This is a genomic window from Qingshengfaniella alkalisoli, assembly GCF_007855645.1.
GTDB classification, from domain to species: domain Bacteria; phylum Pseudomonadota; class Alphaproteobacteria; order Rhodobacterales; family Rhodobacteraceae; genus Qingshengfaniella; species Qingshengfaniella alkalisoli.
This window is the reverse complement of record NZ_CP042261.1, coordinates 1,759,672-1,783,474: the sequence shown is the minus strand read 5'-3', so window position 1 is coordinate 1,783,474 and position 23,803 is coordinate 1,759,672. Positions and strand designations below refer to the sequence as shown.

The window sequence follows — 23,803 nt, the reverse complement described above, 5'->3', positions numbered from 1 at the left end:
GCAGGGGGCGACATCTGCGCCGACCTATTCAGACGGAGGCATGACATGGCCGCTTACGACGATCAGAACATCTTCGCCAAGATCCTGCGCGGCGAGATCCCCAATGACACGGTGCTGGAAACCGAGCACACGTTGGCGTTTCGTGACATCCGCCCGCAGGCACCGCACCATGTTCTGGTTATCCCCAAGGGGCCATACGTGACATATGACCATTTCGCGGCGGAAGCCTCGGACGTGGAGATCCTGGATTTTACCCGCGCGGTCGCAAAGATTTGTGCCGATCTGGGTGTCGGACCGGTGAACGGTGGCGATGGGGCACGGTTTATCTCGAACGCGGGCGAACATGGCGTGCAGGAAGTCCCGCATATGCATGTCCACATTCTGGCCGGGCGACCGCTGGGGCGGATGCTGGAACACGTCTGATCCGTTTGCCGGTCCCGGTCATGGAGATATGCGCCGGGATCGACTTCGTGTATGATCGCGGTATCCGGTCGGGCGCATCCGCCCGCTTAAGGGGGATACCGCCATGCCCGTTACCTTGGATATTCAACAGCCCCAGCCCTTCGATCTTGTCGGTGCGCGCATCCTGATTGCAGGAAATGCCGCCGCCTTCGAGGGAACGCTGAGCATTCGCGTGTCCGAGGGGCACGACGAATATTCCAGCTTCACGAATGTCGGATCACTGGGCCTGAAGCAGTTTCAGGCCGCGATCGACATCCCCGAGAGCAACAGCTTCAAGTTGAACCGGCTGTTCCTGACGCTGGCCGATGATACCGGCAACGAGAACGGCCCAGCGGTCGTCATACCTGTGCTGTTCGGTCCGCGCATCCTGCCCGGATATGGCGGGTGGCAGCCCTACACGGTGAAATCGGGCGATACGCTGACCAAGATCGCACAGCATCAATATGGCAACACGAATTATCAGCCGATTTTCGAGGCAAACCAGCATATCCTGACCGACCCGAACGTGATCTTCCCGGGCCAGATGCTGAGAATACCGCGCGACGATATCTGACGCTTTGGAACCTTACCCCGCTGCCTTGGCCGTTCCACCGGTATGCGCCCCGTGTGTCAGCGCCAGGAACACGTCTTCCAGGTCCGGTTCTTCGGTTTTGACGTCATCAATGCTGATCCCGGCCTGATAGAGAGCATCCAGAATGCGGCGGGGCGAGGTGTCGGACTTGCGGTAGTCGAAGGCCAGGCTGCCATCGGCGCGGGTGCTGACCTCGACATCGGGAATGTCGGGCAGGGGGCCGGTCAGATCTTGCTCAGGCGTAATGACCAGTGTTTTCGCGTCAAGGCGGCCAAGCAGGGCTTCGGTCGTGTCGCGCACGATAAGCTCGCCATGGTTGATGATGGCGATCTCGTCGCACATCTCCTGCGCCTCTTCCAGGTAGTGGGTGGTCAGGATAATGGTCATCCCCTGTTCATTGAGCCTGCGCACGTTCCGCCACAGCATCTGGCGCAACTCGATATCAACACCGGCGGTGGGTTCATCGAGCACCAGAACCTGCGGACTATGCACCAGCGCCTTGCCCAGAAGAAGCCGCCGCCGCATCCCGCCTGACAGCGCCCGGGCATAGGCGTCGGCCTTGTCGGTCAGGCCGATCATTTCCAGGATCTCGTTGGTCTTGCGCTGCGATTTCGGCACGCCATACAGCCCCGCCTGCACATCGAGCGATCCGCGCGCGGTGAAAAACGGGTCCATGTTCAATTCCTGCGGCATCACACCGATAGAGGCGCGCGATTGCCGCGGGTTCACGTCCTGATCGAATCCCCAGATCTTCACGTTGCCCGCGGACTTCAGGACCAGCCCCGCAAGGATGTTGATCAGCGTGGACTTGCCTGCGCCATTCGGTCCCAGAAGGCCGAAGATGGATCCTGCCGGGATCGACAGATCGATGCCCTTCAGTGCTTCTTTCGGAGGTTGGTTGCCTTGCGCCGCATAGGTTTTACGAAGCCCGGTGATCTCGATTGCGTTACGTGTCATGTGGGCTCCTTGTGGTGGGGCTGGCCTTATTGCCGTGCTCGGCGCAATTATGCTAGGCGCAACCTAAGCCGCGTTGCGGCCAGCGACAACCTGTGGAGCTAAGCTAAGATGACGATCGAGCCACCAGAAACAGAAGTGGTCAACGTATGGCGCGTGTCCTGTGACGGCAGCGGGCCGGGTCTTGGGCATCCGCGCGTGTGGCTGGCGCTGCCGCGTGACACGGGTTGGGTCGAATGCGGCTATTGCGACAAGAAGTTCGTGCATGTGGACTTCGCGGGCAAAGAAGAAGACGCTTGACGTAAGCTGTGGCGTCCCGCCGGTCTTCGCGCTAACACAATGCGCGTAACGACGGCTGAGAGGGACGATCAATGGCATTCGGCAAGGGGCACCATCTTCACCTGATCGACGGATCGGCCTTCATCTTTCGGGCCTATCATGCCTTGCCGCCACTGACGCGGAAATCGGACGGTTTGCCGGTGGGTGCCGTTGCCGGTTTCTGCAACATGCTGTTCAAGTATATCGAGGACAATAACGGCCCCGATGCGCCGACGCATGCTGCCGTGATCTTCGACAAGGGCAGCCATACCTTCCGAAACGATCTTTACGATCTCTACAAGGCGAACCGGGATGAAATGCCCGAGGATCTGCGCCCGCAGATGCCGCTGACACGCGAAGCGACACGGGCCTTCAACGTGGCCTGCGAGGAAATCGAAGGGTTCGAGGCCGACGACATCATTGCCACGCTGGCCTGTCAGGCGCGCGATGCAGGCGGGCGCGTGACGATCATCAGCTCCGACAAGGACCTGATGCAGCTGGTTGGCGGGGGCGTCGAGATGCTCGACGCGATGAAGAATGCCCGCATCGATGTCGAGGGCGTGGAGGCGAAGTTCGGTGTGGGGCCGGAACGCGTCGTGGATGTGCAGGCGTTGGCGGGTGATAGCGTGGATAACGTGCCGGGGGCGCCGGGGATCGGGATCAAGACTGCGGCGCTGCTGATCAACGAATACGGCGATCTGGAAACGCTTCTCGAACGCGCGGGCGAGATCAAACAGCCCAAGCGCCGCCAGACGCTGATCGATCATGCGGAACAGATCCGCATTTCCAAGCAGTTGGTGCAGCTTGACTGCAATACACCGCTGGAATTCACGCTCGATGATCTGGAGGTGCGCGAACCCGAGGCCGAGACGCTTCTTGATTTCCTGACCAAGATGGAGTTCCGCACGCTGACGAAGCGTGTGGCCGACCGGCTGGGCGCGGAGATGCCCGTGATGCCGGAGCCGAAGGCGGACGAACCCGCGGCCGTGGTGGCGGAGGTTGTCCCGTTCGATCCCGACAAATACGAAACTGTCGCGGATGAGGCGGCTTTGCAGAAATGGATCGACCTGATCCATGAACGCGGCTGGGTGGCGATCGATACCGAAACGACCAGTCTGAACGAGATGCGTGCCGACCTGGTCGGTATCTCGCTTGCGGTAGAGGCGGGGTCGGCCTGCTACATCCCGCTGGCGCATAAGGCGGCGGCGACGGGTGATCTGTTCGGGTCCGACGATCTGGCGGACGGCCAGATGCCGATGGATCGGGCGCTGGAAATGCTCAAGCCCGTGCTGGAGGATGACGCGATCCTAAAGATCGGGCAGAACATGAAGTATGACGCCAAGATTTTCGCGTCCTACGGTATCGCGATTGCACCCATCGACGATACGTTGCTGATTTCCTATGCGCAGAATGCGGGGCTGCACAATCACGGGATGGATGTGCTGTCGGAACGGTATCTGTCGCATACGCCCATTCCGATCAAGCCGCTGCTGGGGTCGGGCAAGTCGGCGATCACCTTCGACCGGGTGCCGGTGGACAAGGCCACGGCCTATGCCGCCGAGGATGCGGACATCACGCTGCGGCTGTGGCAGGTGCTGAAGCCGGGGCTGCACAAGGCGAAGGTCACGACCGTTTACGAGACGCTGGAACGTCCGCTGGTGCCGGTGCTGGCGCAGATGGAGCGCACGGGCATCAAGGTGGACCGCGATACGCTGTCGCGCATGTCGAACGCCTTCAGCCAGAAAATGGCTGGATTGGAAGCGGAAATCCACGAGCTTGCGGGCGAAAAGTTCAATGTCGGATCGCCCAAGCAACTGGGCGAGATCCTGTTCGACAAGATGGGACTGGAAGGCGGCAAGAAGGGCAAGACCGGCGCATGGTCCACGCCCGCCAATGTCTTGGAAGATCTGGCCACCGAACATGATTTGCCGGGCCGCGTGCTGGACTGGCGGCAGTTATCCAAGCTGAAATCGACCTACACCGACGCATTGCAGGAGCATATCAATCCGGAAACGGGGCGGGTGCATACGTCCTATTCCATCGCGGGGGCAAACACGGGGCGGCTGGCGTCAACCGATCCGAATCTGCAAAACATCCCCGTCCGGTCCGAGGAAGGGCGTCGCATCCGCGAGGCGTTTGTTGCCGATGAGGGCAAGGTTCTGTTGTCGCTCGACTACAGCCAGATCGAACTGCGCATCCTTGCCCATATAGCGGATATCGACGCGCTCAAGCAGGCGTTCTTGGACGGGCAGGACATTCATGCCATGACCGCGTCGGAGATGTTCAACGTGCCGATCGAGGGCATGGACCCGATGATCCGTCGGCAGGCGAAGGCGATCAACTTCGGGGTGATCTACGGGATTTCGGGCTTCGGGCTGGCGCGTAACCTGCGTATCCCGCGTGGCGAGGCGCAGGGCTTTATCGATCGCTATTTCGAGCGTTTCCCTGGTATCCGCGCCTATATGGACGACACGATTGCCTTTGCGAAGGACCATGATTTCGTCCAGACGCTGTTCGGTCGCAAGATCCACACGCCCGAGATCAACGCGAAGGGGCCGCATGCCGGGTTTGCCCGCCGTGCCGCGATCAACGCGCCGATCCAAGGGACCGCTGCTGATGTGATCCGGCGTGCCATGATCCGGATGCCCGAAGCGATTGCCGATTTGCCCGCCAAGATGCTGCTGCAGGTTCATGATGAATTGCTGTTCGAGGTGGATGAAGCTGCGGTCGACGACACCATCGCGCGGGTCAAGGATGTGATGGAAAACGCGGCCATGCCCGCAGTTGAACTGTCTGTGCCGTTGACCGTCGATGCGGGGCAGGGCGCGAACTGGGCCGAGGCGCACTAAGGTCTAGTGTTCGGTTTCGCAATGGCTGTGATCGCTGAAGGCCTGCAGCAGGTCGCAGCCATGTGCGTGATCGCCGTCACAGGCGCGCAGCATGCGTTTCAACTCAGACTCAAGCCGCTTGAGCCGCGCGATGCGCGACTGAACATCGCTCAGATGCGCCTGCGCGATGTGGTGGGCCTCTGACAGTTCGGCGGCGGATGTCTCGTCCAGCGTTATCAACGCGCGGATCGCATCAAGCGACAGTCCCAGTTCCCGCGCATGCTTTATGAAAGACAGCCTTTCCAGCCCGTCCCTGGAATAGCGCCGCTGGTTGCCATTGGTGCGTCCCTCGGGCTCGACCAGCCCCATCTGTTCGTAGTAGCGGATCGTGGGGATTTTCACACCCGTTTCGCGGGACAGATCACCAATGGACAGCATGTCGAAAAAACCTCTTGAACCTCTAGTCGCTAGAGAGATTAGATAGATCAGCATCCGCTTGCAAATGAGAGACGACAGGATGCCACACGATCACCACGGCCATCATCACCACCATCACATCGACCCGGACGCGGGCGACGCGCGGGTCGCCTGGGCCATTGGCGTGAACATGCTGTTGACGGTCGCGCAGATCGTGGGCGGGTTGTTCGCCGGGTCCATCGCGTTGATCGCAGATGCCATACACAACCTGTCCGACGCCATGTCGCTGGTCATTGCGTTTGTCGCGCGCAAGATTGCGCGGCGTCCGTCGGATGCGGATATGACTTTTGGCTATGCGCGCGCGGAAATCGTGGCGGCGCTGATCAACTACACGACACTGATCCTGATCGCGATCTATCTGGCGTATGAGGCCGTCTGGCGGCTGTTTGACCCGACCGAGGTCAAAGGCTGGATCGTGGTGGTCGTCGCGGGCATTGCACTGGCGGTGGATACTGTTACCGCCTTGTTGACCTATCGCATGTCCAAGGACAGCATGAATATTCGTGCGGCGTTCTTGCACAACGTCGCCGATGCGCTCGCCTCGGTGGCTGTGATTATCGGCGGTGTCCTGCTGCTTCTTTACGATTGGCGGCTGGTCGATCCAATCATTACAATCGGGATCTCGGGCTACATCCTGTGGCATTCGCTGGTCGAGATCGGGCCGGTGATTCGCATCCTGATGCTCGGGACGCCGTCATCGGTGGATGTGGCCGAACTGATCGACGCGGTGGAGGCGCTGCCGGGCGTTGACGACGTGCACCACCTGCATATCTGGCAGATCGACGAGAAGCACGCGTCGCTTGAGGCGCATATCGTGTCTGATGCCGATGCGGGAGAGGTTATCCCGCTTGTGCGGGGGCTGCTGTCCGACCGGTTTGGCATCAGTCACGCGACTTTGCAGGTGGAGCGGTCGGTGACGGCCTGTGAAGAGCCTTCAGTGATCGGTCATGCCTAAGCCAGGTCTGCGCTCGGCTGGATGGGAAAGAAGGTGCCGCCGGAGGTGATGCCGAACCACGCCTTGCCGTGAATGTCGCGCTCCTCGCCGAGATCGACCAGCCGGTAGAATGTCTTGCGGTCAATCAGCGCTTCCAACCGGTCGCGGACCAGCACATAGGGTGCGGGTTCGCCGGTGGCCTGATCAATCGTTACCCGGATCGGGGTGTCCGGTCCGGCGGTGGTCCGGTCGCCCACATTGGTCGTGAAGGTCAGCGATTGGGTGCCGTCCGGGCCACCGACGTCGACGTCAATGGCGATGAAGGGTGCGTCTTCGACCGCAATCCCGACTTTCTCGACCGGAGTGACGAGGAAATAGTCTTCGCCATCCTTGCGCAGGATCGTGGAAAACAGCCGCACCATTGCGGGCCGTCCAATTGGTGTGCCCTCATAGAACCACGTTCCGTCGCGAGCGATTCGCATGTCCAGATTCCCGCAAAAGGGCGGGTTCCATTTGTGCACAGGCGGTAAGCCTTTCCTGGCGGCTTTTGTGGCGGCGGCGGCGATGCTGTCAGTGGTGGGCTTCACGATAAGGTGCCTGACTGCGTTTGTCGTTTGAGTTCTGGCCGATAAATCGGTTCAATGAACCTATAGGTCAACAGGGGGTTTGTCATGGCGGATGACACCGAACTCGTCATCGAGATCGAGGCGCTGGAAGAAAAGCTGGCGGCCGCGAAGACCAGCATCACGCGGCGTTTCATCGGCCAGACGCAAGTTGTCGATCTGGCGCTGACGGCGTTGCTATGCGGGGGGCACGGGTTGCTGGTCGGGCTGCCGGGGCTGGGCAAGACGCGGCTTGTCGAAACACTGGGCGTGGTGATGGGGCTGAATGCCGCACGCGTGCAGTTCACCCCCGATCTGATGCCTGCCGATATTCTGGGGTCCGAAGTGCTGGAAACGGGCACCGATGGGGCGCGCACCTTCCGGTTTATCGAAGGCCCGATTTTTTGCCAGTTGCTGATGGCGGACGAGATCAACCGCGCCAGCCCCAGAACCCAGTCGGCGCTGCTGCAGGCCATGCAGGAAAAATCCGTGACCATAGCAGGGCAGGCCCATGCGTTGGAGCCGCCGTTTCACGTTCTGGCCACGCAGAACCCGATTGAACAGGAGGGCACTTATCCGTTGCCAGAAGCGCAACTGGACCGCTTCCTGGTGCAGATCGACGTGAAGAACCCCGACCGCGATACCGAGCGTGACATTCTGCTTGCCACGACAGGTGTGGAGGAGGCGCTGGCAGAGCCGGTTTTCGCAGCGCAGGAGTTGATCGACGCGCAGACATTGCTGCGCCGGATGCCGGTTGGCGAGGCCGTGATGGACGCGATCCTGGATCTGGTTCGGGCTTGTCGTCCCGATAATGACGCCGCACCACAGATCGTGCGCGAAATGGTGTCCTGGGGGCCGGGGCCGCGTGCGGCGCAGGCACTGATGCTGACGGTGCGGGCGCGCGCGCTTCTGGAAGGGCGGCTGGTGCCCACGCGCGATGATGTGCTGGCGATGGCCGTTCCGGTGTTGCAGCACCGGATGCAGATGAACTTTGCGGCGCGTGCAGGGGGTATCATGCTGGAGCAGGTGATCCGTGAGGCGGTCAGCGTCATGGAAACGGACAGAGCGGCGGCTTGAGCGATATCGCCCATATCCGCGCGGGCGCAGAAGCGCTCGCCGCCCCGATGCCGCCGCTTTTGGCGGAGGCGGAGCATCTGGCCAGCACAATGCAGCTTGGTGAGCATGGTCGTCGCCGTCCAGGTATGGGGTCCGAATTCTGGCAGTTTCGTGCAGCCCAACCCCATGACGAGGTGCGTGACATCGACTGGCGGAGATCCGCGCGGTCGGACGCGCATTTCATCCGCCAGAAGGAATGGCAGGCGGCGCAGACGGTGCTGGTCTGGGTGGATGGAGCATCATCCATGAGCTTTGCCTCCAGGGGTGTGCCAAGCAAGTGTGACCGTGCCAATGTGCTGGCGCTGGCGACCTCGATCCTGTTGCTGCGCGGCGGTGAACGTGTCGGATTGTCCGGACCTCTGGCCCCGCCCCGACGGGGAGAAGCGCAGATCGGGAGGATGCTGCAGGCGCTGAGCGTGCCCCACACCGCCGACGAATACGGCGCACCCGAGGTTTCGGGGTGTCCGTCCCATGCGCGGGCGCTGTTCGTGTCAGATTTTCTGGGCGATATCGGTCCGATCGAGGCGGCAATGGCCGAAGCCGTCGATCGCGGGATGCGTGGAACGCTGTTGCAGGTGCTTGATCCCGAAGAGATTGCTTTCCCGTTCCGTGGGCGCACGATTTTCGAAAGCATGGCCGGCGCTTTGCGGTATGAAACGAAGCAGGCGGGGGCGCTGCGCGACCGCTACCTGTCCAGACTGGCGGAGCGGCGGGCGCGGCTGTCCGATCTCGCGAAGCTCAGCGGTTGGCATTACCACTGCCATGATACCAAGGACGGCGCCCAAGCTGCGCTGCTGTGGGTTTATGCCGCGTTGGAGCCGGTGCGCTGATGCTGATGCTCGGCCCCATAGGGTTCGCCGCGCCTTGGGTGCTGTCGGGGCTGCTGATCCTTCCCGTTCTGTGGTTGCTTCTGCGTGTCATGCCGCCGTCGCCCGTGCGGCGGCGGTTTCCCGGCGTGGCTTTGCTGCTGGGTCTTCAGGATGACGATGCGGATACGGACAAGACTCCGTGGTGGCTGCTGTTGCTGCGCACACTGGCGGCGGCGGCGATCATCATCGGATTCGCGGGGCCGATTCTGCACCCGCAGGAGCGTCGAGACGGTGACGGTCCGCTGCTGGTGCTGGTCGATGCGACATGGGCCGATGCGCGCGATTGGGACCGCCGCATTGGGCAGATCCGGTCGCTGCTGACAGAAGCCGGTCGCCGTGGTCGTCCCGTCACGCTCGTATCGACGACAGAACTGCCCGCCGAGATGCCCGAGTTTCTGGCTGCCGATGTCTGGCAGCGACGGCTGGCTGGCTTGCAGCCGCAACCCTGGCAACCGGATGCCGAGGCGCTGACGGTATTTGCGGCGGCGGTGCCGGAGGGCACCGATACCTACTGGCTGTCCGATGGCGTTGCGCGGCCTGGCCGGATGGAAGCGGCTGATATGCTGCAATCGCGCGGAACGCTTACGGTGTTCGAAAGCGGGACGCCCGTGTTTGGTCTGGAGCCGGCCGTGTTTGACGGGCGGTCCATCGAACTGGGCGCGCTGCGGTCTGATGATACCGGCGCGGCGGAGGTTACAGTGTCCGCGCGTGGGCTGGACCCTACAGGGGTGGAGCGTGAACTTGCGCGCCTAGATCTGGGCTTCGAGGCGGGATCGACCCGGGCGCAGGCGCGCTTGTCACTGCCGGCAGAACTGCGCCATCGAGTCACGCGGTTCGAGATTGAAGGCGTGCGGTCGGCCGGTGCCGTGACGCTGACCGGTGACGCCTTGCAACGGCGCGAAGTCGCCTTGATCGCGGGTCGCGAGGATCGTGAAGGTTTGGAGGTCCTTTCTCCACTTCTCTACCTTGAAAAGGCGTTGCAGCCGACCGCCGACCTGGTCGAGGGCAGCTTGGTCGATGTGCTTCTGGCCAGCCCGGATGTGATCATTTTGACCGATGTGGCCACCTTGTCGCCCGTGGAAGAACAGGGCCTGATCGACTGGGTGGAAGAAGGCGGCCTATTGGTGCGCTTTGCCGGAAACCGTCTGGCGGCGAGCGATGTCAGCCGTGATACCGAAGATCCGCTGATGCCTGTGCGACTGCGCTCGGGCGGTCGTACGATTGGCGGGGCCATGGCATGGGGCGAGCCCAAGCGGTTACAGCCCTTCACGGAGGAGTCTCCATTTTACGGCCTGCCGATTCCCGATGATGTGCAGGTCAACGCGCAGGTTCTGGCGCAGCCCGACCCCGACCTGTCGGGTCGTGTGATCGCGGCGCTGACCGACAACACTCCGCTGGTCACGCGCAAGCAAATGGGGCAAGGCGGAATCGTTCTGTTCCATGTCACTGCGAATGCCGAATGGTCCAGCTTGCCGCTATCGGGACTGTTCGTGCAGATGCTGGAACGCCTGTCGATTTCCACCCGACCCGATGCGCCATCGGCAGAGGAACTGGCGGGCACGACCTGGCAGGCGGATCGCTTGCTGGACGGGTTCGGCAATCTCCATGATGCAGGCACGCGCGCAGGAATCGACGGTAAGCAACTGGCCGAGGCTGTGCCCGGACCCCGGTTGCCGCCGGGACTCTATTCTGACGAAGACAGGCAGTTTGTGCTGAATACGCTCGGCCCCGACGCGAAACTCGCGCCTACCGTCTGGCCGGATGACATCCCGGTCGAAGGCGTCGCGCTGGCGCGTGAACGTTTGCTGAAAGGCGCGTTACTGGCCTTGGCCCTGGCGTTGCTTGCAACTGACATTATCGCCTCGCTTGCCCTGTCCGGTCGGATCGGGCTGCGGCGCGCAGGTGGGGCGGCAGTGGTCCTGCTGGCTGTTGTCCTCGCATCGCAACACGCGTCGGCGCAGGAAACCGACGATGCTGCTGCTATTGCGGCGACGAGCGAGGTGCGACTGGCCTATGTCGTGACCGGCGATCCTGCGCTTGACGAAGTGACGGAGGCTGGTCTTTCCGGGCTGTCGCGGGTTCTGTTCAACCGGACGACCATAGAACCGGCAGAACCCGTCGCCGTCGATCTGGAACGAGACGAGTTGTCCTTCTACCCGATCCTTTACTGGGCCGTGTCGCCAGATCAGCCTATCCCCTCCGCCGAAGCTTATGCACGGCTGAACAGGTATCTTCGCACGGGCGGCATGATCCTGTTCGACACGCGGGACGGCGATATCGCGACCGCAGGAAACACGACGGCTGAGGGACGACGGCTTCAGCAGCTGGCGCAGGAGCTGGATATCCCGCCACTGGAACACCTGCCGCCAGATCATGTGCTGACCCGCAGCTTCTATCTGTTGCAGGATTTTCCCGGGCGCTACCAGGGCCGCAGCATGTGGGTCGAAGCCGCGCCTGCCGATGCAGTGCAGGCCGAAGGCATGCCGTTTCGTGATCTCAATGACGGTGTCACACCCGTTGTGATTGGCGGCAATGACTGGGCTGCGGCGTGGGCGATTGATGAGCGCGGCATGCCGCGTTTCTCGGTGGGCAGTGGCTGGACCGGCGAACGCCAGCGCGAGATGGCTTACCGCTTCGGTGTCAATCTGGTGATGCATGTGCTGACGGGCAATTACAAATCCGATCAGGTCCATGTGCCTGCTCTTCTGGACAGGCTGGGCCAATGATGGGCGAACAGGTCATATTTTCTCCGCTCATTGATCTGCGCGTGATCATTGTGCTGGCTGCGGTCTTTGCTGGTCTGCTGTATTGGGCCGCGATACGGAATTTGCCGGGTTGGGGCTTGCGGGCGCTATCGGCGCTGGTTCTGCTGCTGGCGATTGCCAACCCGTCGCTACAGAACGAACAGCGCGACCCGCTAAGTGACATCGTGTTGTTGCTGGTCGATGAAAGCGCCAGCCAGACGGTGTCCGACAGGTCCGAACAGACCGCACAGGCCGTCGCGCGGATTGAGGCAGAGATCGCTGCGCTCGACAACACCGAGCTGCGCGTGATCCCTGTGGGTGACGGGCCAGACAATAGCGGGACGCTGATGATGCAGGCGCTCAATCAGGCGCTGGCGTCGGAACCGCGCGGTCGCATTGCGGGCATCATTGCCGTAAGTGACGGTCGCGTCCACGATGTCGATCAGGGTCCGGAACTGCCCGCGCCGCTGCAGGTACTGCTGACGGGGCATGCGAGCGACTGGGACCGGCGGCTGATCGTCAAGAACGCGCCCTCCTTCGCGATCATGGATGAGGAGTTCGAGATCATCCTGCGCATCGAGGAACAGGGCCGCGTGCCGCAGGGCGGGCGCGGCACCGTGACCCTGACGCTGACCCATGACGGGGAATCGCAGGTGGATTTCGACGTGCCGGTTGGGCAGGATCTGTCCATCCCCGTGCAGCTTCCGCATGGCGGGCGGAATGTCATCCAGCTTTCCATTCCGGGTGAAGACGGTGAACTGACCGCTCGAAACAACGCGGCTGTACTGGAAATCAACGGCGTCCGGGACCGGTTGCGGGTGCTGCTCGTTTCGGGCGAGCCGCATCCCGGCGAACGAACATGGCGCAACCTGCTGAAATCCGACAGCGCGGTGGATCTGGTGCATTTCACCATTCTGCGCCCGCCGGAGAAACAGGACGGCGTGCCGGTCACGGAACTGTCCCTGATCGCTTTTCCGACGAATGAACTGTTCATGCAGAAGATCGACGAGTTCGATCTGATCATCTTTGATCGCTACCGGCGGCGGGGCATTTTGCCGATGCTGTATCTCGACAATGTGCGTCGCTATGTCGAGGACGGGGGCGCGGTGCTGGTGGCGGCGGGGCCGGATTACGCATCCGCGTCCAGCATCTTTCGCTCGCCCTTGTCCGAGATCTTGCCGGGCGAGCCGACGGGACGCGTGATCGAGGAAGGGTTCAGGCCAGAAGTCACCGAGCTTGGACATAAGCACCCAGTCACACAAGGTCTGGAGAAAGAGCACGGCGCGGGCGCGGAGAGCGCGCTGGAGGATGCGCCCTGGGGACGCTGGTTCCGCCACATCGACGTTCAGCCGCATGACGCGCAGGAGGTAATGACCGGGTTCGAGGGTCGTCCCATGCTGATCCTCGACCGCGTGGGCGAGGGCCGTGTGGCGCTGTTGGCATCCGATCATGCCTGGCTGTGGAATCGCGGCTTTGAAGGGGGCGGCCCGCAGTTGGAACTGCTGCGACGTCTTGCCCATTGGATGATGAAGGAACCGGAGCTTGAAGAAGAGGCGCTGACCGCAAGCGCTTCGGGCCAGGCAATGACAGTCACGCGCCGGACGCTCGGTGATGCACCGCAGGAATTCACGATCGAGGCGCCGGATGGCACGGTCCTGACAGTATCACCCGAGGAAGCCGAGCCGGGGCGTTACCAGGCGCAGATCACCGGCGATCAGATGGGCGTCTACAAGATCACCGACGGTAAGATGCAGACCGTCGCCGCGCTTGGTCCGTCGGCGCCCAAGGAGTTCGAGCAAACCATCGCCACGGCAGAGGTGCTCGATCCGCTCGTCGATACGATGCGTGGCGGTATCCTGCCAATCGAGGCGGGTCTGCCCGACATCCGCACGGTCGGTGCCGGGCGTCCCGCTGCAGGTCGCGGCTGGATCGGGATCACGCCGAGAGAGGCCTATAACACCACCGGCGCTATCATCCGCCCCGTGCTGCCCGTCTGGGCCTATGTCATGCTGGCGCTGTTGTTGGTGATCGGTGCGTGGCTTTGGGAGGGCCGCCGCAAGGGGCCGCCGGTCAGCGGCGCGTAAGGGGGCTGCGGGTCTCGGCCCAGCCCGTCACATTGCACTTCGCACGAATGAAAATGGGTTCATCCGGTAAACCGGGCAAGTTCAGCGACCGCGTAAAGGGCTGTTCGTTCTCGTGCGCGTGCAGCAGTTCGCGCGTGCCGATCACATCCCCGTTTTCGGTTTCAACGCGCCAGCCATCGGCGTAGTGGTCCCATCCCGTATCGCCATGGCGCAGCGTGACCGACACAGTGCCGGATGCGTCGGCCACTGCATCGACGATCCGGGGCGGATCGGCGAAGACGGGCGTGGCAAGGCTCGCAACGATCAGGAATTCACGGATCATTCTTCGGGCTCCAGCAGGATGGAACGGGTGTTCGACCAGTATTCACGCCGCAGGATGACATAGAGCGTCATGAGCGTAGCGATGATCAGGGGGGCAGCTCCGACCAGCCAGGCCAGCCCGCCAAGCGCAAAATAGACAGACCGCAAGCCGCGATTGAAGGCTCTCGCAGCGGTAATGTTCAGCTTTGCCGCCTTCTCCGCGCGGATCAGCGCCAACGGGTCGTCATGATCGTTCGGGATCGCCCCCATCATTACCGAACAATAGCCGAAGACACGATGCGACCAGACAAAGTTCAGAAAGGCCATCGTGACCATCAGCAGGATGACGAGGATCTTCAATTCCCACACCACCGCAGGGATCGCGTCCAGGGACAAATCCTCGGCGATGAGCGTCAGGTGCTCGGTATTGCCGACCAGCGCCAGCCCGCCGCCGATAGCAATCATGCAGGCGGATGCGAAAAACGCGGTGCCGTCGCGCATGCTGACGGTGATCATGGCATCGAACACACGCGGGTCTCGCGTAATCACGTGTCGAAGCCAGTCCATCCGGTAGCTGCGCATCAGCGCCGTCGTCGATGGGTGTCGTGTCTGGCTGCTTTCGATGATCCGACCGACCAGCCACCACGACACCCAGAAGAAGCCGACCGCGATATAGTCGAGCGTCGTCAGCGGGGCGATCATCGCGATCGCGTCGAAGGTAAATGCCTGCTCCATGAGTCGACATTAAACTGACGTGGCACTGCCTTGCCATATGCAAAAATTGGTAATAATGTTTTACCAATTACAGGGAGAGCCAGCAATGGACATGCCAGCCCCGTCCCGGCGGGTTCTAGACCGCAAGGCCGACATCGTTGCGCGGCTGCAGGATATTCTGCCCGCCGAGGCCGTGATTTCGGACGAGGCGGAAACCCGTGCCTATGAATGCGATGCGCTGACGGCGTATAAATGTCCGCCACTCGCCGCCGTTCTGCCCGCCACGACCGAAGAAGTCGCTGCCGTTCTGAAGCTTTGCCATGAAGAAGACGTGCCGGTCGTGCCGCGAGGATCGGGTACATCGCTTGCCGGGGGCGCACTGCCCACGGCGGACAGCATCATCCTTGGTGTGTCGCGCATGAACGCGGTTCTGGAAACCGACTATGACAACCGGCTGATTCGCGTGCAGACGGGCCGTACCAACCTTAGCGTCAGCGGCGCGGTCGAGGAGGAAGATTTCTTCTACGCACCCGACCCGTCGTCACAGCTGGCCTGTGCCATCGCGGGCAATATCGCCATGAACTCGGGCGGGGCGCATTGCCTGAAATACGGCGTGACCACCAACAACCTTCTGGGTGTGAAGATGGTGTTGATGGATGGGACGATCATCGAGTTGGGCGGCGGGCATCTCGACGCACCGGGGCTCGATCTTCTGGGTGTGATCTGCGGCTCCGAAGGGCAGCTTGGCGTCGTGACCGAAGCCACGTTGCGCATCCTGCACAAGCCCGAGGGGGCAAAGCCCGTGCTGATGGGTTTTGACAGTTCCGAAGCGGCGGGTGCTTGCGTGTCCGACATCATCAAGGCGGGTGTCTTGCCTGTCGCAATCGAATTCATGGACCGTCCCTGTATCCGCGCGTGCGAGGCGTTTGCCCATGCCGGATACCCCGATTGCGAAGCCCTGTTGATCATCGAAGTCGAAGGCAGCCGCGCCGAGATCGACCACCAGCTATCCCTGATCATCGAGATCGCAAAGCAACATGACCCGATAGAGATCCGCGAAAGCGGTTCTGAAGCGGAAAGCCAGCGCATCTGGCTGGGCCGCAAATCCGCCTTCGGCGCGATGGGGCAGATCAACGATTACATGTGTCTCGATGGCACGATCCCGGTGACATCGCTTCCCTTCGTTCTGCGCCGAATTGGCGAGATGTCGAAGGAATTCGGCCTGGAGGTTGCCAATGTCTTCCATGCGGGTGATGGCAACATGCACCCGCTGATCCTGTTCAATGCCAATCAGCCCGGACAGTTGGAAACCTGCGAAGCGTTCGGGGCCGAGATATTGAAGCTCTGTGTCGAAGCTGGCGGATGCCTGACTGGTGAGCATGGCGTGGGTGTCGAAAAGCGCGATCTGATGCTGACCCAATACACCGCCGAGGATCTGGAGGCGCAGCTACGTGTGAAGGATGTATTCGACCCGAAATGGCTGTTGAACCCCGCCAAGGTCTTCCCCCTGTCGATTTCGCTCGACCGGAGGCAGGCGGCATGATCCGGCCCGCATCCGAATCCGAACTGGCTGATATCATCCGCGACACCCCTGATCCGCTGGCGATTCAGGGTGGCGGAACACGCGGGATTGCGCGCGAGGGCAAGGCGCTGACCACAAGCGCATTGACCGGCATCACGCTTTACGAACCCGGTGCGCTGACGCTCGTGGTCAAGGCGGGCACCACCGTCGCCGAGATCGAAAAAACCCTTGATACCGAGGGCCAGCGTCTGGCGTTTGAACCGATGGATCATCGCGGGTTGCTTGGTACGGAAGGTACGCCCACCATCGGCGGCGTCGTGGCCGCCAACGTGTCCGGCCCGCGCCGCATCCAGACAGGCGCCTGCCGTGATCACCTGCTGGGCGTGCGGTTCGTCGACGGGCGCGGCGAGATCGTGAAGAACGGTGGTCGTGTCATGAAGAACGTCACCGGCTACGATCTGGTGAAGCTGATGGGCGGCAGCTTTGGCACGCTCGGCGTCCTGACAGAGGTATCGCTGAAAGTCCTGCCCAAGCCGGAGGCCGTGGCGACCGTCATCCTGTCCGATCTGACGATTGCGCAGGCGGTGCAGGCCATGTCGGCGGCCCTCGGATCACCCTATGACGTCACGGGCGTGGCGCATCTGCCAGAGGCGCGCCAGACGATCATCCGACTGGAGGGGTTCGGCAACTCGGTCAGCTATCGGGCGCAAAAGCTTGAGGCCGCACTCGGACGTTTTGGCGCCGCGGGTATCGCGACGGATTTTGCGGAAGAATCCGACCGCTGGCGCGCTGTGCGAAATGTCGATGCGTTTCACGGCAAGGCGGGCGACGTCTGGAAGATTTCGGTCAAGCCGACGGACGCTCCCGCCTTGGTGAGCAGGCTGGACGGGACGCAAACCCTGCTCGACTGGGGTGGTGGGCTTGTCTGGGCGCTGGTGCCCGAAGGAACGGCATTGCGGGCCCGCATGGACGGGATCGCTGGCCATGCAACGCGTGTGCGCGGCTCGAACGACTCCGGCCCGGTTTTCCACCCGCAACCCGCCGCTGTCGAAACACTGGCGTCGGGTTTGCGCCAGCAATTTGACCCGCAGGGTATCCTGAACCCCGGATTGATGGGCTGACCGATGCAGACTAATTTCACGGAAGAACAGCTTCGCGACCCCGGCACGGCACGGGCCAATGAAATTCTGCGCGCTTGCGTGCATTGCGGCTTCTGCACGGCGACTTGTCCGACCTATCAGGTGCTTGGCGACGAACTGGATAGCCCACGTGGCCGCATCTACCTGATCAAGGACATGCTGGAAAAAGGCCGCCCAGCGGATGAAAAGACGGTCAAGCATATCGACCGTTGCCTGTCCTGCCTCGCCTGCATGACGACCTGCCCGTCAGGGGTACATTACATGCATCTGGTGGATGAGGCCCGCGCCTATATCGAGCGGACCTATAAGCGGCCATTCTCGGACCGGGCGCTGCGGTGGATGCTATCACGCGTCCTGCCCTATCCGGGCCGCTTCCGGCTGGCGCTGCTGGGCGCGAAGCTGGGGCGACCCTTCCGCGCCCTGATGCCGGATGCCCGCCTGCGTGCGATGCTCGACATGGCTCCGAAACATATCCCGCCCGTCAGCCGCAATGACGATCCGCAGACATTCGAACCCACCGCGCCGCACAAGAGGCGTGTCGCGCTGATGACGGGTTGTGCGCAAAAAGCGCTGAACACCGACATCAACGACGCCACGATCCGCCTGCTGCGGCGGCTGGGCTGCGAGGTGGTCATCGCCAAGGATATGGGCTGCTGCGGTGCGCTGGTGCATCATATGGGCCGCGAAGATGAAAGCCATGCCAGCGCCAAGCGCAACATCCGCGCATGGACCGCCGAGATGGACGGGCAGGGGCTGGATGCGATTGTCATCAACACTTCGGGTTGCGGCACGACCGTGAAGGATTACGGCCACATGTTGCGCAATGATCCCATGGCCAAAGACGCCGCGCGTGTGTCCGGGATCGCGATGGATGTCAGCGAATTGCTGGATGCGCTGGGCATTCCCGAACAACCCGATCAGGGGCTGCGCGTGGCCTATCACGCCGCATGTTCGCTCCAGCACGGTCAGAAGATCAAATCGACGCCCAAAGACCTGCTGAAACGCGCGGGTTTCGAGGTGGTGGAGCCCCGCGACAGTCATCTGTGTTGCGGATCGGCAGGTACCTACAACCTGATGCAGCCCGAGATCAGCGCGCAGTTGAAGGCTCGCAAGGTCGAGACGCTGGACGCCAGGAAGCCCGATGTGATCGCCGCCGGTAATATCGGTTGCATGATGCAGATCGGGTCAGGCACCGACACGCCGATCGTGCACACGGTGGAACTGCTCGACTGGGCGCTGGGCGGGCCGAAACCGCGCAGCCTCGGCTGAAGCCACTGGCGGATCACCGGTACGCGTGCCAGCATGGGCGTATGTTGCTGCGTGTTCTCTTCCTGTGCCTGCTCGCTCTGCCTGCTCTCGCCGAGAATAGCCAGCGCCACCTCATGACCGACACCGAACAGGCCGAATGGCCCGCCGTGGGGCGGTTGAACGTGGGTGGGCAGGGGCATTGTACCGCGACGCTGATCGCGCCGGATCTGGTTCTGACAGCGGCCCATTGTGTGTATAACCGGCGCACAGCGGCCATGTGGCGACCGGAGCGGCTGCATTTCCTGCCCGGATACCGCAAGGGCGACTACCTCGCGCATGGGATCGGGGCTGCACTGATTGCGCCCGATTGCGAGGTCACCGAGCACATCTCCGAATGTGACATCATCCTGATACGTCTTGCCGAGCCCATGCCAGCGACGATCGAACCTGTTCCACCGGCCTTGTCGGTCCATGTGGGGGATCGGGTCGATACGCTGTCCTACGGTCGGGATCGCTCACAGCTATTGTCCCGACAAAGCGATTGCCGGATTACAAAACGCCGCGATATGTTGCTACTGACCGATTGCGAAGCCACCCCCGGAGTGTCGGGTGCGCCGCTTGTGATCACGTCGCCGCACGGGCCAAAGGTTGCGGGTGTGATCTCTGCCGTGATTGACGCTGCACCGCCTGCGATACGCGGCGACGCGCTGGCCGTCAGTACCGATCAGGTGACACTCGAACGGCTATTTCAGGAAAATCGGGTGCCACGCGGTTCTTCGCGCAGCCCCCTTGACAGCCGGAAATCTCTTCCCAAATCTGTTTCATCGGGACGCCGCTTCGGGTTCCGGTACGCTAACCGGCCCGTCCAGATGGAGGGCTTTACATAGTTGTCGCTCAATGGAGGATGACCCATGCGAACTTTTGATCTCGCACCGCTTTACCGCGCAACCGTCGGTTTCGATCAGGTTGCCGATCTGATGGACCGTGTTCTGACCAAGGATGTCAGTCAGCCGTCCTACCCCCCTTACAACATCGAAAAAACTGCGGATGACGCCTGGCGTATTTCGATCGCCGTTGCAGGTTTTTCGGAAAGTGACCTGACCGTGGAAGTGCGTGAAAACGCGTTGATCATCGCGGCCGAGAAATCCGAAGAAACCGAAAATCGCACCTATCTGTACCGCGGCATCGCAACGCGCAGCTTTGAGCGCCGTTTCCATCTTGCTGATCATGTCCGCGTCTCCGGCGCGGCCTATCAAGACGGCATGCTGCATATCGATCTGTCCCGCGAGGTGCCCGAAGCACTGAAACCGCGTCAGATCGAAATCGCACGCGGCCTTCCCAAGCAAACGGTCGAAGGCAAAGCCGTCAACTGACAGCGAAGGATAGGGGTATGGCTGCCCGCAGGGCGGCCTCCCCGTGTGACGTGACAAGTTCCGGCCCGCACCAAACGGTGTGGGCCTTTGTATTTGCTCACATGTATCTGATCCAAGCTGCATATGGCTCAAGCCCATAAAGAGCGGGGTGTCCTGACCTGTGTCACATGAGGCGCGCGTTTCGCCGGAACATAAAGGATTTCTTCCAGTTCCCTCCGCGCCAACGCCACGCGCGTTATATCGGACCCTGCCACAGCCCGTGCAACGATCCGGGTCAGGGTTTCTTGCGCGCCCAGATCGCTTTCATTGATCCGCGCAAGATACTGGGTCAGGAATTCGTCATCGGGTTGTGTGCATCGGCTGGCTCATCCGTCGGCAGCGTGCCGGTGCAGGCCAACCCACCTTGCGGCTTGCCAAAAGAAAAAGGCCCGCGCGGAAACCGCACGGGCCGATTGGTTGGTTGAATTTGAGCAGCGGCTTAGCTGTTCGCGCTGCCGATCTGGAAGAACATCGTTTCGCCGGAATGATCATCCACACCGTCATTGTCGGTGGACACCCAGATCGTGCCGTCCTCAAGGATTGCCAGGCCTTCGACCTTGTCCAGAACATAGCCGCCGGTCGCCGCCAGATCCGGGATCAGGTCACGGACCTCTTCTTTCGCAACGACGGGCAAGTCGCCGCCCAATTCCGCAGGCTGCATCTGGTCCAGCGCGACGCGGTAGACCTTTTTCGTAACCGCCAGATTGCCAAGCTGGTTGTCGCGCTCCACGATGTAGACGTGATCGCCATGCGCTGTGATCTCGGATAGGCCAACCCAGCCATAATCCGGCGCGGCTTTTTCATAACGCACCGCACCCCATTCGCCGGTCACGATGTTGTAGGCCACCAGCTTCACCGTGTTCTCGGGATCGTCTGCCCATTCGCGCTGAACGGCCATCCACAGCGTGTCGCCGACCTTGGTGACACCCTCAAAACCGAAGCGCTTCTCGACCGCCATCAGTGCCTCGGGCAGGGCGACTTCCTCGGTGATCGCGCCATCGGCATCGACGTGATAAAGTGCATGCGGGATGTCACGATCCGTGCGGCCTTCATTGGCGACCCAGAACCCGCCTTCGCCATCCAGCGTGATGCCTTCCATGTCCAGCGCCTGCGCCGGTGCACCGTCACGGGTGACGCGGATCACATCGACGATCCTTGCGGGCGTCCGCGAGGGGTCGATCTTGAAGATGCTTGGCTGACCGCCATAGAAGCTGTCATTAACTGCCCAGATCATGTCGCCATCGGCAACCATACCTGAAATCGCCCCCCAGCCGGTCAGTTCGTCCATGCCCTCGGATGTCAGCTGCGGATAGCTGGCAGGCGCATCTTGATACTCGAAGATCATGACATGCGCGCGTGCGCCGCCATCTTCGACCAGGTCGGTTTCATTGGCCGATACCAGCAGGTTGCGTTCGGGGATCGTCACATAGCCTTCCGGTCCGACACCCGACGGCAGAAGCTGGCGCAGCGCCGGATTGGCCGGATCGGTCACGTCATAAACACCGACGACAGATCCGCGTTCCGACCCGATGAACACCATTGGCGTGTTGCCAAAGGTGCCGGTGGTCACCGATTCAGGCTCCACGCCCTTGTTCTCGGACCGCCCTTCCGGGTAGTGGCCGATCTTAATCACCTCATGTTCAAAGCTCGGCCCGCTTTCATAGACGACCGAGCCATCCTTGGCGAAAATCGTCCATCCGCGTGACCCGCCCTTGTAGTCGCCTTCATTGGCCGTCGCGAAATGATCGTCGTCGATCCATTTCACCGCATCGGGTTCACGCACAACGCCCGTCAGGCTGCCGGTGAAATCCAGCGCGTCATCCTCGGCCACGTCGATGCCGTCCAGATCCACAGCCCCTGCGGAGAAGTGGGAAATCACCTCGCCCTCGCGGCTGACCACGACGATATGGTTGTTTTCCTGAAGCGTGACGACCGTTTCGCCAAGCCCGTTGATGTCGACAAATTCCGGCTCCGGGTCGGTGCCCGCAACATCGGCCAGTCCCGTCAGATCGACATGTTTCAGCGTATCGCAGGAAATCCCGTCAGCCGTCACGTCGACCAGCGCCAGTTCACCGGCGGGCATTTGCGGGATCTCCCCGTCATTGAGGTCTTCGTCCCGCTCGTTCTCGATGGCGACGGCAACGAATGCACCGTCTTTGGACTTCGCGACGCTGTCGGGTTGTCCGCCCAGGTCGCATTCGCCCAGAACGCTCTGCGCGGCCACATCCACGGCCACCAGCTTGCCCGATGGCTCCACGTAGCTGTCCGAGGTGTTCACGCCCACGAAAGCCGTCGTCCCGATCACGGCCACCGCCGTTGGTTCCCCGCCCAGATCAAGCGTGCCCAGCGGTGCCGGGGCGGACGCGTCCGCGATATCGACAAAGCCGATCACACCCAGCGGGCTGTCGGTGTAGACCAGCGTCATCCCGTCTTCGGTGACATCGATGATCTCGGACGAGGTTTCCTGGTTGACGTCCTCGCCATCGGCGATGTTCGACGCCACCGGGAAGGACGCAATGCGGTTGAAATGCATCTCGGCATGGGCCGCGCCGGCGGTCAGCGCCAGCACCGAGGTCAGGCAGATGAAACGGGTCACCGGAATACTCCTGTTTGTTGAACAGGACGCTTCTTGCGCCGAACCGTTTCAGAAATATCACGGTTTTGTGGCGTTTTTGTAAATTCAGCGAGGTTCGGCGTTAAGCGCGTCAGCGGTGACGGAAGGCGTACGGTGAAGGGCTTGCCGTCATTTCGCAAGTGGCGGCTTCGAGCCCCTTTGGCGACATTGAAAGTTTCGATCTCATGAGCTAGGCCAAGGGGGCCATAGAAGGAGACTTATGCACAGAGGCAATGATTGAACCGCGAATAGCGGCAACGCTCGGCACATTTGCCGAACCTTTTTGCATGATTTCTATGGAGTTCTCATGAAGAACAGAGACGTAGTGATCCGGCCCTTTGATGCGGTCACGGATCTCGAAAAACTGTCAAAAATCTGGTTTGACGCATCCCTGCAGGCTCATCCATTTATTGGTGAGCCAAGGCTTGTCGAACAGCGCCGACTGATCGAAGAGAAATATCTTCCGAAGGCAGAAACCTGGGTTGCTTGCCATGATGGAGAAGCAATCGGTTTCATCAGCTTGCTGGGCAGCTTTGTCGGCGGGATATTTGTCGCACCCGATCAACAAGGCTTGGGCGTTGGGCGAAGGCTGATCGCTCATGCGCTGAACCAAAAGGGAGAGCTATCCCTTGAGGTCTATACTGCGAACGAACAGGCCGTCCGCTTTTACACCTCGCTTGGGTTCCAGCAGGTATCACAGCGCGATTTGGACAGCTTCGGTTATCCCTTTCCGAACGCCACATTATTTTTGAAGGGCTAGCCAGGCTGGGCCGGGCCTTCCTTGCCCGGCCCTTTTCCTGTCTCAATACCATAGGTGACCGTTTGCTTTGTCCCGCATTACAGCGGTCGGCACCGAAACCAGTTACAAAGCCATCCGGCGATCGGACATCCTCGA

General features: G+C 61.6%; 21 protein-coding genes. 15 read left to right on the top strand and 6 right to left on the bottom strand.

Annotated elements, in window-relative coordinates:
- Nucleotides 1-45 precede the first annotated feature (45 nt).
- Nucleotides 46-423: an HIT domain-containing protein gene (locus FPZ52_RS08930; RefSeq protein WP_146365107.1), complete on the top strand. Its 378-nt coding sequence runs from the start codon at nt 46-48 to the stop codon at nt 421-423.
- Nucleotides 424-526: 103 nt separating this feature from the next.
- The gene (locus tag FPZ52_RS08925; RefSeq protein ID WP_146365106.1) at nt 527-1,015 is read left to right on the top strand and encodes a LysM peptidoglycan-binding domain-containing protein; all 489 of its coding nucleotides are present in this window, start codon (nt 527-529) and stop codon (nt 1,013-1,015) included.
- A gap of 12 nt (nt 1,016-1,027) precedes the next feature.
- On the opposite strand, the gene FPZ52_RS08920 is transcribed toward FPZ52_RS08925, so the two are convergent.
- Nucleotides 1,028-1,990 (bottom strand): ABC transporter ATP-binding protein, encoded by a 963-nt coding sequence (locus FPZ52_RS08920; RefSeq protein WP_146365105.1) that lies wholly within the window; start codon nt 1,988-1,990, stop codon nt 1,028-1,030.
- A gap of 108 nt (nt 1,991-2,098) precedes the next feature.
- Between FPZ52_RS08920 and FPZ52_RS08915 the strand changes: the two genes are divergently transcribed.
- A complete protein-coding gene (locus FPZ52_RS08915) occupies nt 2,099-2,287 on the top strand; it encodes a zinc-finger domain-containing protein (RefSeq protein ID WP_146365104.1) in 189 nt (62 codons plus the stop codon).
- A gap of 71 nt (nt 2,288-2,358) precedes the next feature.
- Nucleotides 2,359-5,154 (top strand): DNA polymerase I, encoded by a 2,796-nt coding sequence (polA, locus tag FPZ52_RS08910; protein ID WP_146365103.1) that lies wholly within the window; start codon nt 2,359-2,361, stop codon nt 5,152-5,154.
- A gap of 3 nt (nt 5,155-5,157) precedes the next feature.
- Here the strand turns inward: polA and FPZ52_RS08905 are convergent, their stop codons facing one another.
- Entirely contained in the window at nt 5,158-5,571 is a 414-nt protein-coding gene (locus tag FPZ52_RS08905; RefSeq protein WP_146365102.1) for a MerR family transcriptional regulator, read from the bottom strand.
- A gap of 79 nt (nt 5,572-5,650) precedes the next feature.
- Here FPZ52_RS08905 and FPZ52_RS08900 point away from each other — a divergent pair, with 79 nt between their 5' ends.
- Entirely contained in the window at nt 5,651-6,565 is a 915-nt protein-coding gene (locus FPZ52_RS08900) for a cation diffusion facilitator family transporter (RefSeq protein WP_146365101.1), read from the top strand.
- On the opposite strand, the gene FPZ52_RS08895 is transcribed toward FPZ52_RS08900, so the two are convergent.
- Nucleotides 6,562-7,134 carry a DUF1285 domain-containing protein gene (locus FPZ52_RS08895; protein WP_338052818.1) on the bottom strand — a complete coding sequence of 191 codons (573 nt, stop codon included), beginning with the start codon at nt 7,132-7,134 and terminating at the stop codon, nt 6,562-6,564. The genes FPZ52_RS08900 and FPZ52_RS08895 overlap by 4 nt on opposite strands.
- Nucleotides 7,135-7,215: 81 nt before the next feature.
- Here FPZ52_RS08895 and FPZ52_RS08890 point away from each other — a divergent pair, with 81 nt between their 5' ends.
- From FPZ52_RS08890 to FPZ52_RS08875, 4 genes are read left to right on the top strand one after another with little or no spacing between them, the layout of a single operon-like run.
- On the top strand, nt 7,216-8,223 hold the full coding sequence (locus tag FPZ52_RS08890; protein WP_146365100.1) for an AAA family ATPase: 1,008 nt from the start codon (nt 7,216-7,218) through the stop codon (nt 8,221-8,223).
- Nucleotides 8,220-9,092: a DUF58 domain-containing protein gene (locus FPZ52_RS08885; protein WP_146365099.1), complete on the top strand. Its 873-nt coding sequence runs from the start codon at nt 8,220-8,222 to the stop codon at nt 9,090-9,092. The genes FPZ52_RS08890 and FPZ52_RS08885 overlap by 4 nt, the downstream gene beginning before the upstream one ends.
- Nucleotides 9,092-11,857: a DUF4159 domain-containing protein gene (locus FPZ52_RS08880; protein WP_146365098.1), complete on the top strand. Its 2,766-nt coding sequence runs from the start codon at nt 9,092-9,094 to the stop codon at nt 11,855-11,857. The genes FPZ52_RS08885 and FPZ52_RS08880 overlap by 1 nt, the downstream gene beginning before the upstream one ends.
- A complete protein-coding gene (locus FPZ52_RS08875) occupies nt 11,857-13,959 on the top strand; it encodes a hypothetical protein (RefSeq protein WP_146365720.1) in 2,103 nt (700 codons plus the stop codon). The genes FPZ52_RS08880 and FPZ52_RS08875 overlap by 1 nt, the downstream gene beginning before the upstream one ends.
- Here FPZ52_RS08875 and FPZ52_RS08870 read toward each other — a convergent pair.
- Nucleotides 13,946-14,281 (bottom strand): hypothetical protein, encoded by a 336-nt coding sequence (locus tag FPZ52_RS08870; protein ID WP_146365097.1) that lies wholly within the window; start codon nt 14,279-14,281, stop codon nt 13,946-13,948. The two genes, FPZ52_RS08875 and FPZ52_RS08870, sit on opposite strands and share 14 nt — an antisense overlap.
- Nucleotides 14,278-14,994: a DUF599 domain-containing protein gene (locus FPZ52_RS08865; protein ID WP_240804332.1), complete on the bottom strand. Its 717-nt coding sequence runs from the start codon at nt 14,992-14,994 to the stop codon at nt 14,278-14,280. Before FPZ52_RS08865 ends, FPZ52_RS08870 begins: the two co-directional genes overlap by 4 nt.
- 85 nt (nt 14,995-15,079) lie before the next feature.
- Here FPZ52_RS08865 and FPZ52_RS08860 point away from each other — a divergent pair, with 85 nt between their 5' ends.
- The 5 genes from FPZ52_RS08860 to FPZ52_RS08840 are packed head-to-tail and all read left to right on the top strand — an operon-like array spanning nt 15,080 to nt 20,255.
- A complete protein-coding gene (locus FPZ52_RS08860) occupies nt 15,080-16,516 on the top strand; it encodes an FAD-linked oxidase C-terminal domain-containing protein (RefSeq protein WP_146365096.1) in 1,437 nt (478 codons plus the stop codon).
- Nucleotides 16,516-17,616 (top strand): FAD-binding protein, encoded by a 1,101-nt coding sequence (locus FPZ52_RS08855; RefSeq protein ID WP_205758621.1) that lies wholly within the window; start codon nt 16,516-16,518, stop codon nt 17,614-17,616. The genes FPZ52_RS08860 and FPZ52_RS08855 overlap by 1 nt, the downstream gene beginning before the upstream one ends.
- 3 nt (nt 17,617-17,619) lie before the next feature.
- A complete protein-coding gene (gene glcF, locus FPZ52_RS08850) occupies nt 17,620-18,903 on the top strand; it encodes a glycolate oxidase subunit GlcF (protein WP_146365094.1) in 1,284 nt (427 codons plus the stop codon).
- Nucleotides 18,904-18,944: 41 nt separating this feature from the next.
- The gene (locus FPZ52_RS08845; protein ID WP_146365093.1) at nt 18,945-19,769 is read left to right on the top strand and encodes a trypsin-like serine peptidase; all 825 of its coding nucleotides are present in this window, start codon (nt 18,945-18,947) and stop codon (nt 19,767-19,769) included.
- Nucleotides 19,770-19,793: 24 nt separating this feature from the next.
- Complete coding sequence (locus FPZ52_RS08840) at nt 19,794-20,255, top strand: Hsp20 family protein (protein WP_146365092.1); 462 nt, start codon at nt 19,794-19,796, stop codon at nt 20,253-20,255.
- Between the two features lie 478 nt (nt 20,256-20,733).
- On the opposite strand, the gene FPZ52_RS08835 is transcribed toward FPZ52_RS08840, so the two are convergent.
- Nucleotides 20,734-22,890: an esterase-like activity of phytase family protein gene (locus FPZ52_RS08835; RefSeq protein ID WP_240804331.1), complete on the bottom strand. Its 2,157-nt coding sequence runs from the start codon at nt 22,888-22,890 to the stop codon at nt 20,734-20,736.
- Between the two features lie 325 nt (nt 22,891-23,215).
- Here FPZ52_RS08835 and FPZ52_RS08830 point away from each other — a divergent pair, with 325 nt between their 5' ends.
- Nucleotides 23,216-23,668 (top strand): GNAT family N-acetyltransferase, encoded by a 453-nt coding sequence (locus FPZ52_RS08830; protein WP_146365717.1) that lies wholly within the window; start codon nt 23,216-23,218, stop codon nt 23,666-23,668.
- The last annotated feature ends 135 nt before the right edge of the window (nt 23,669-23,803 follow it).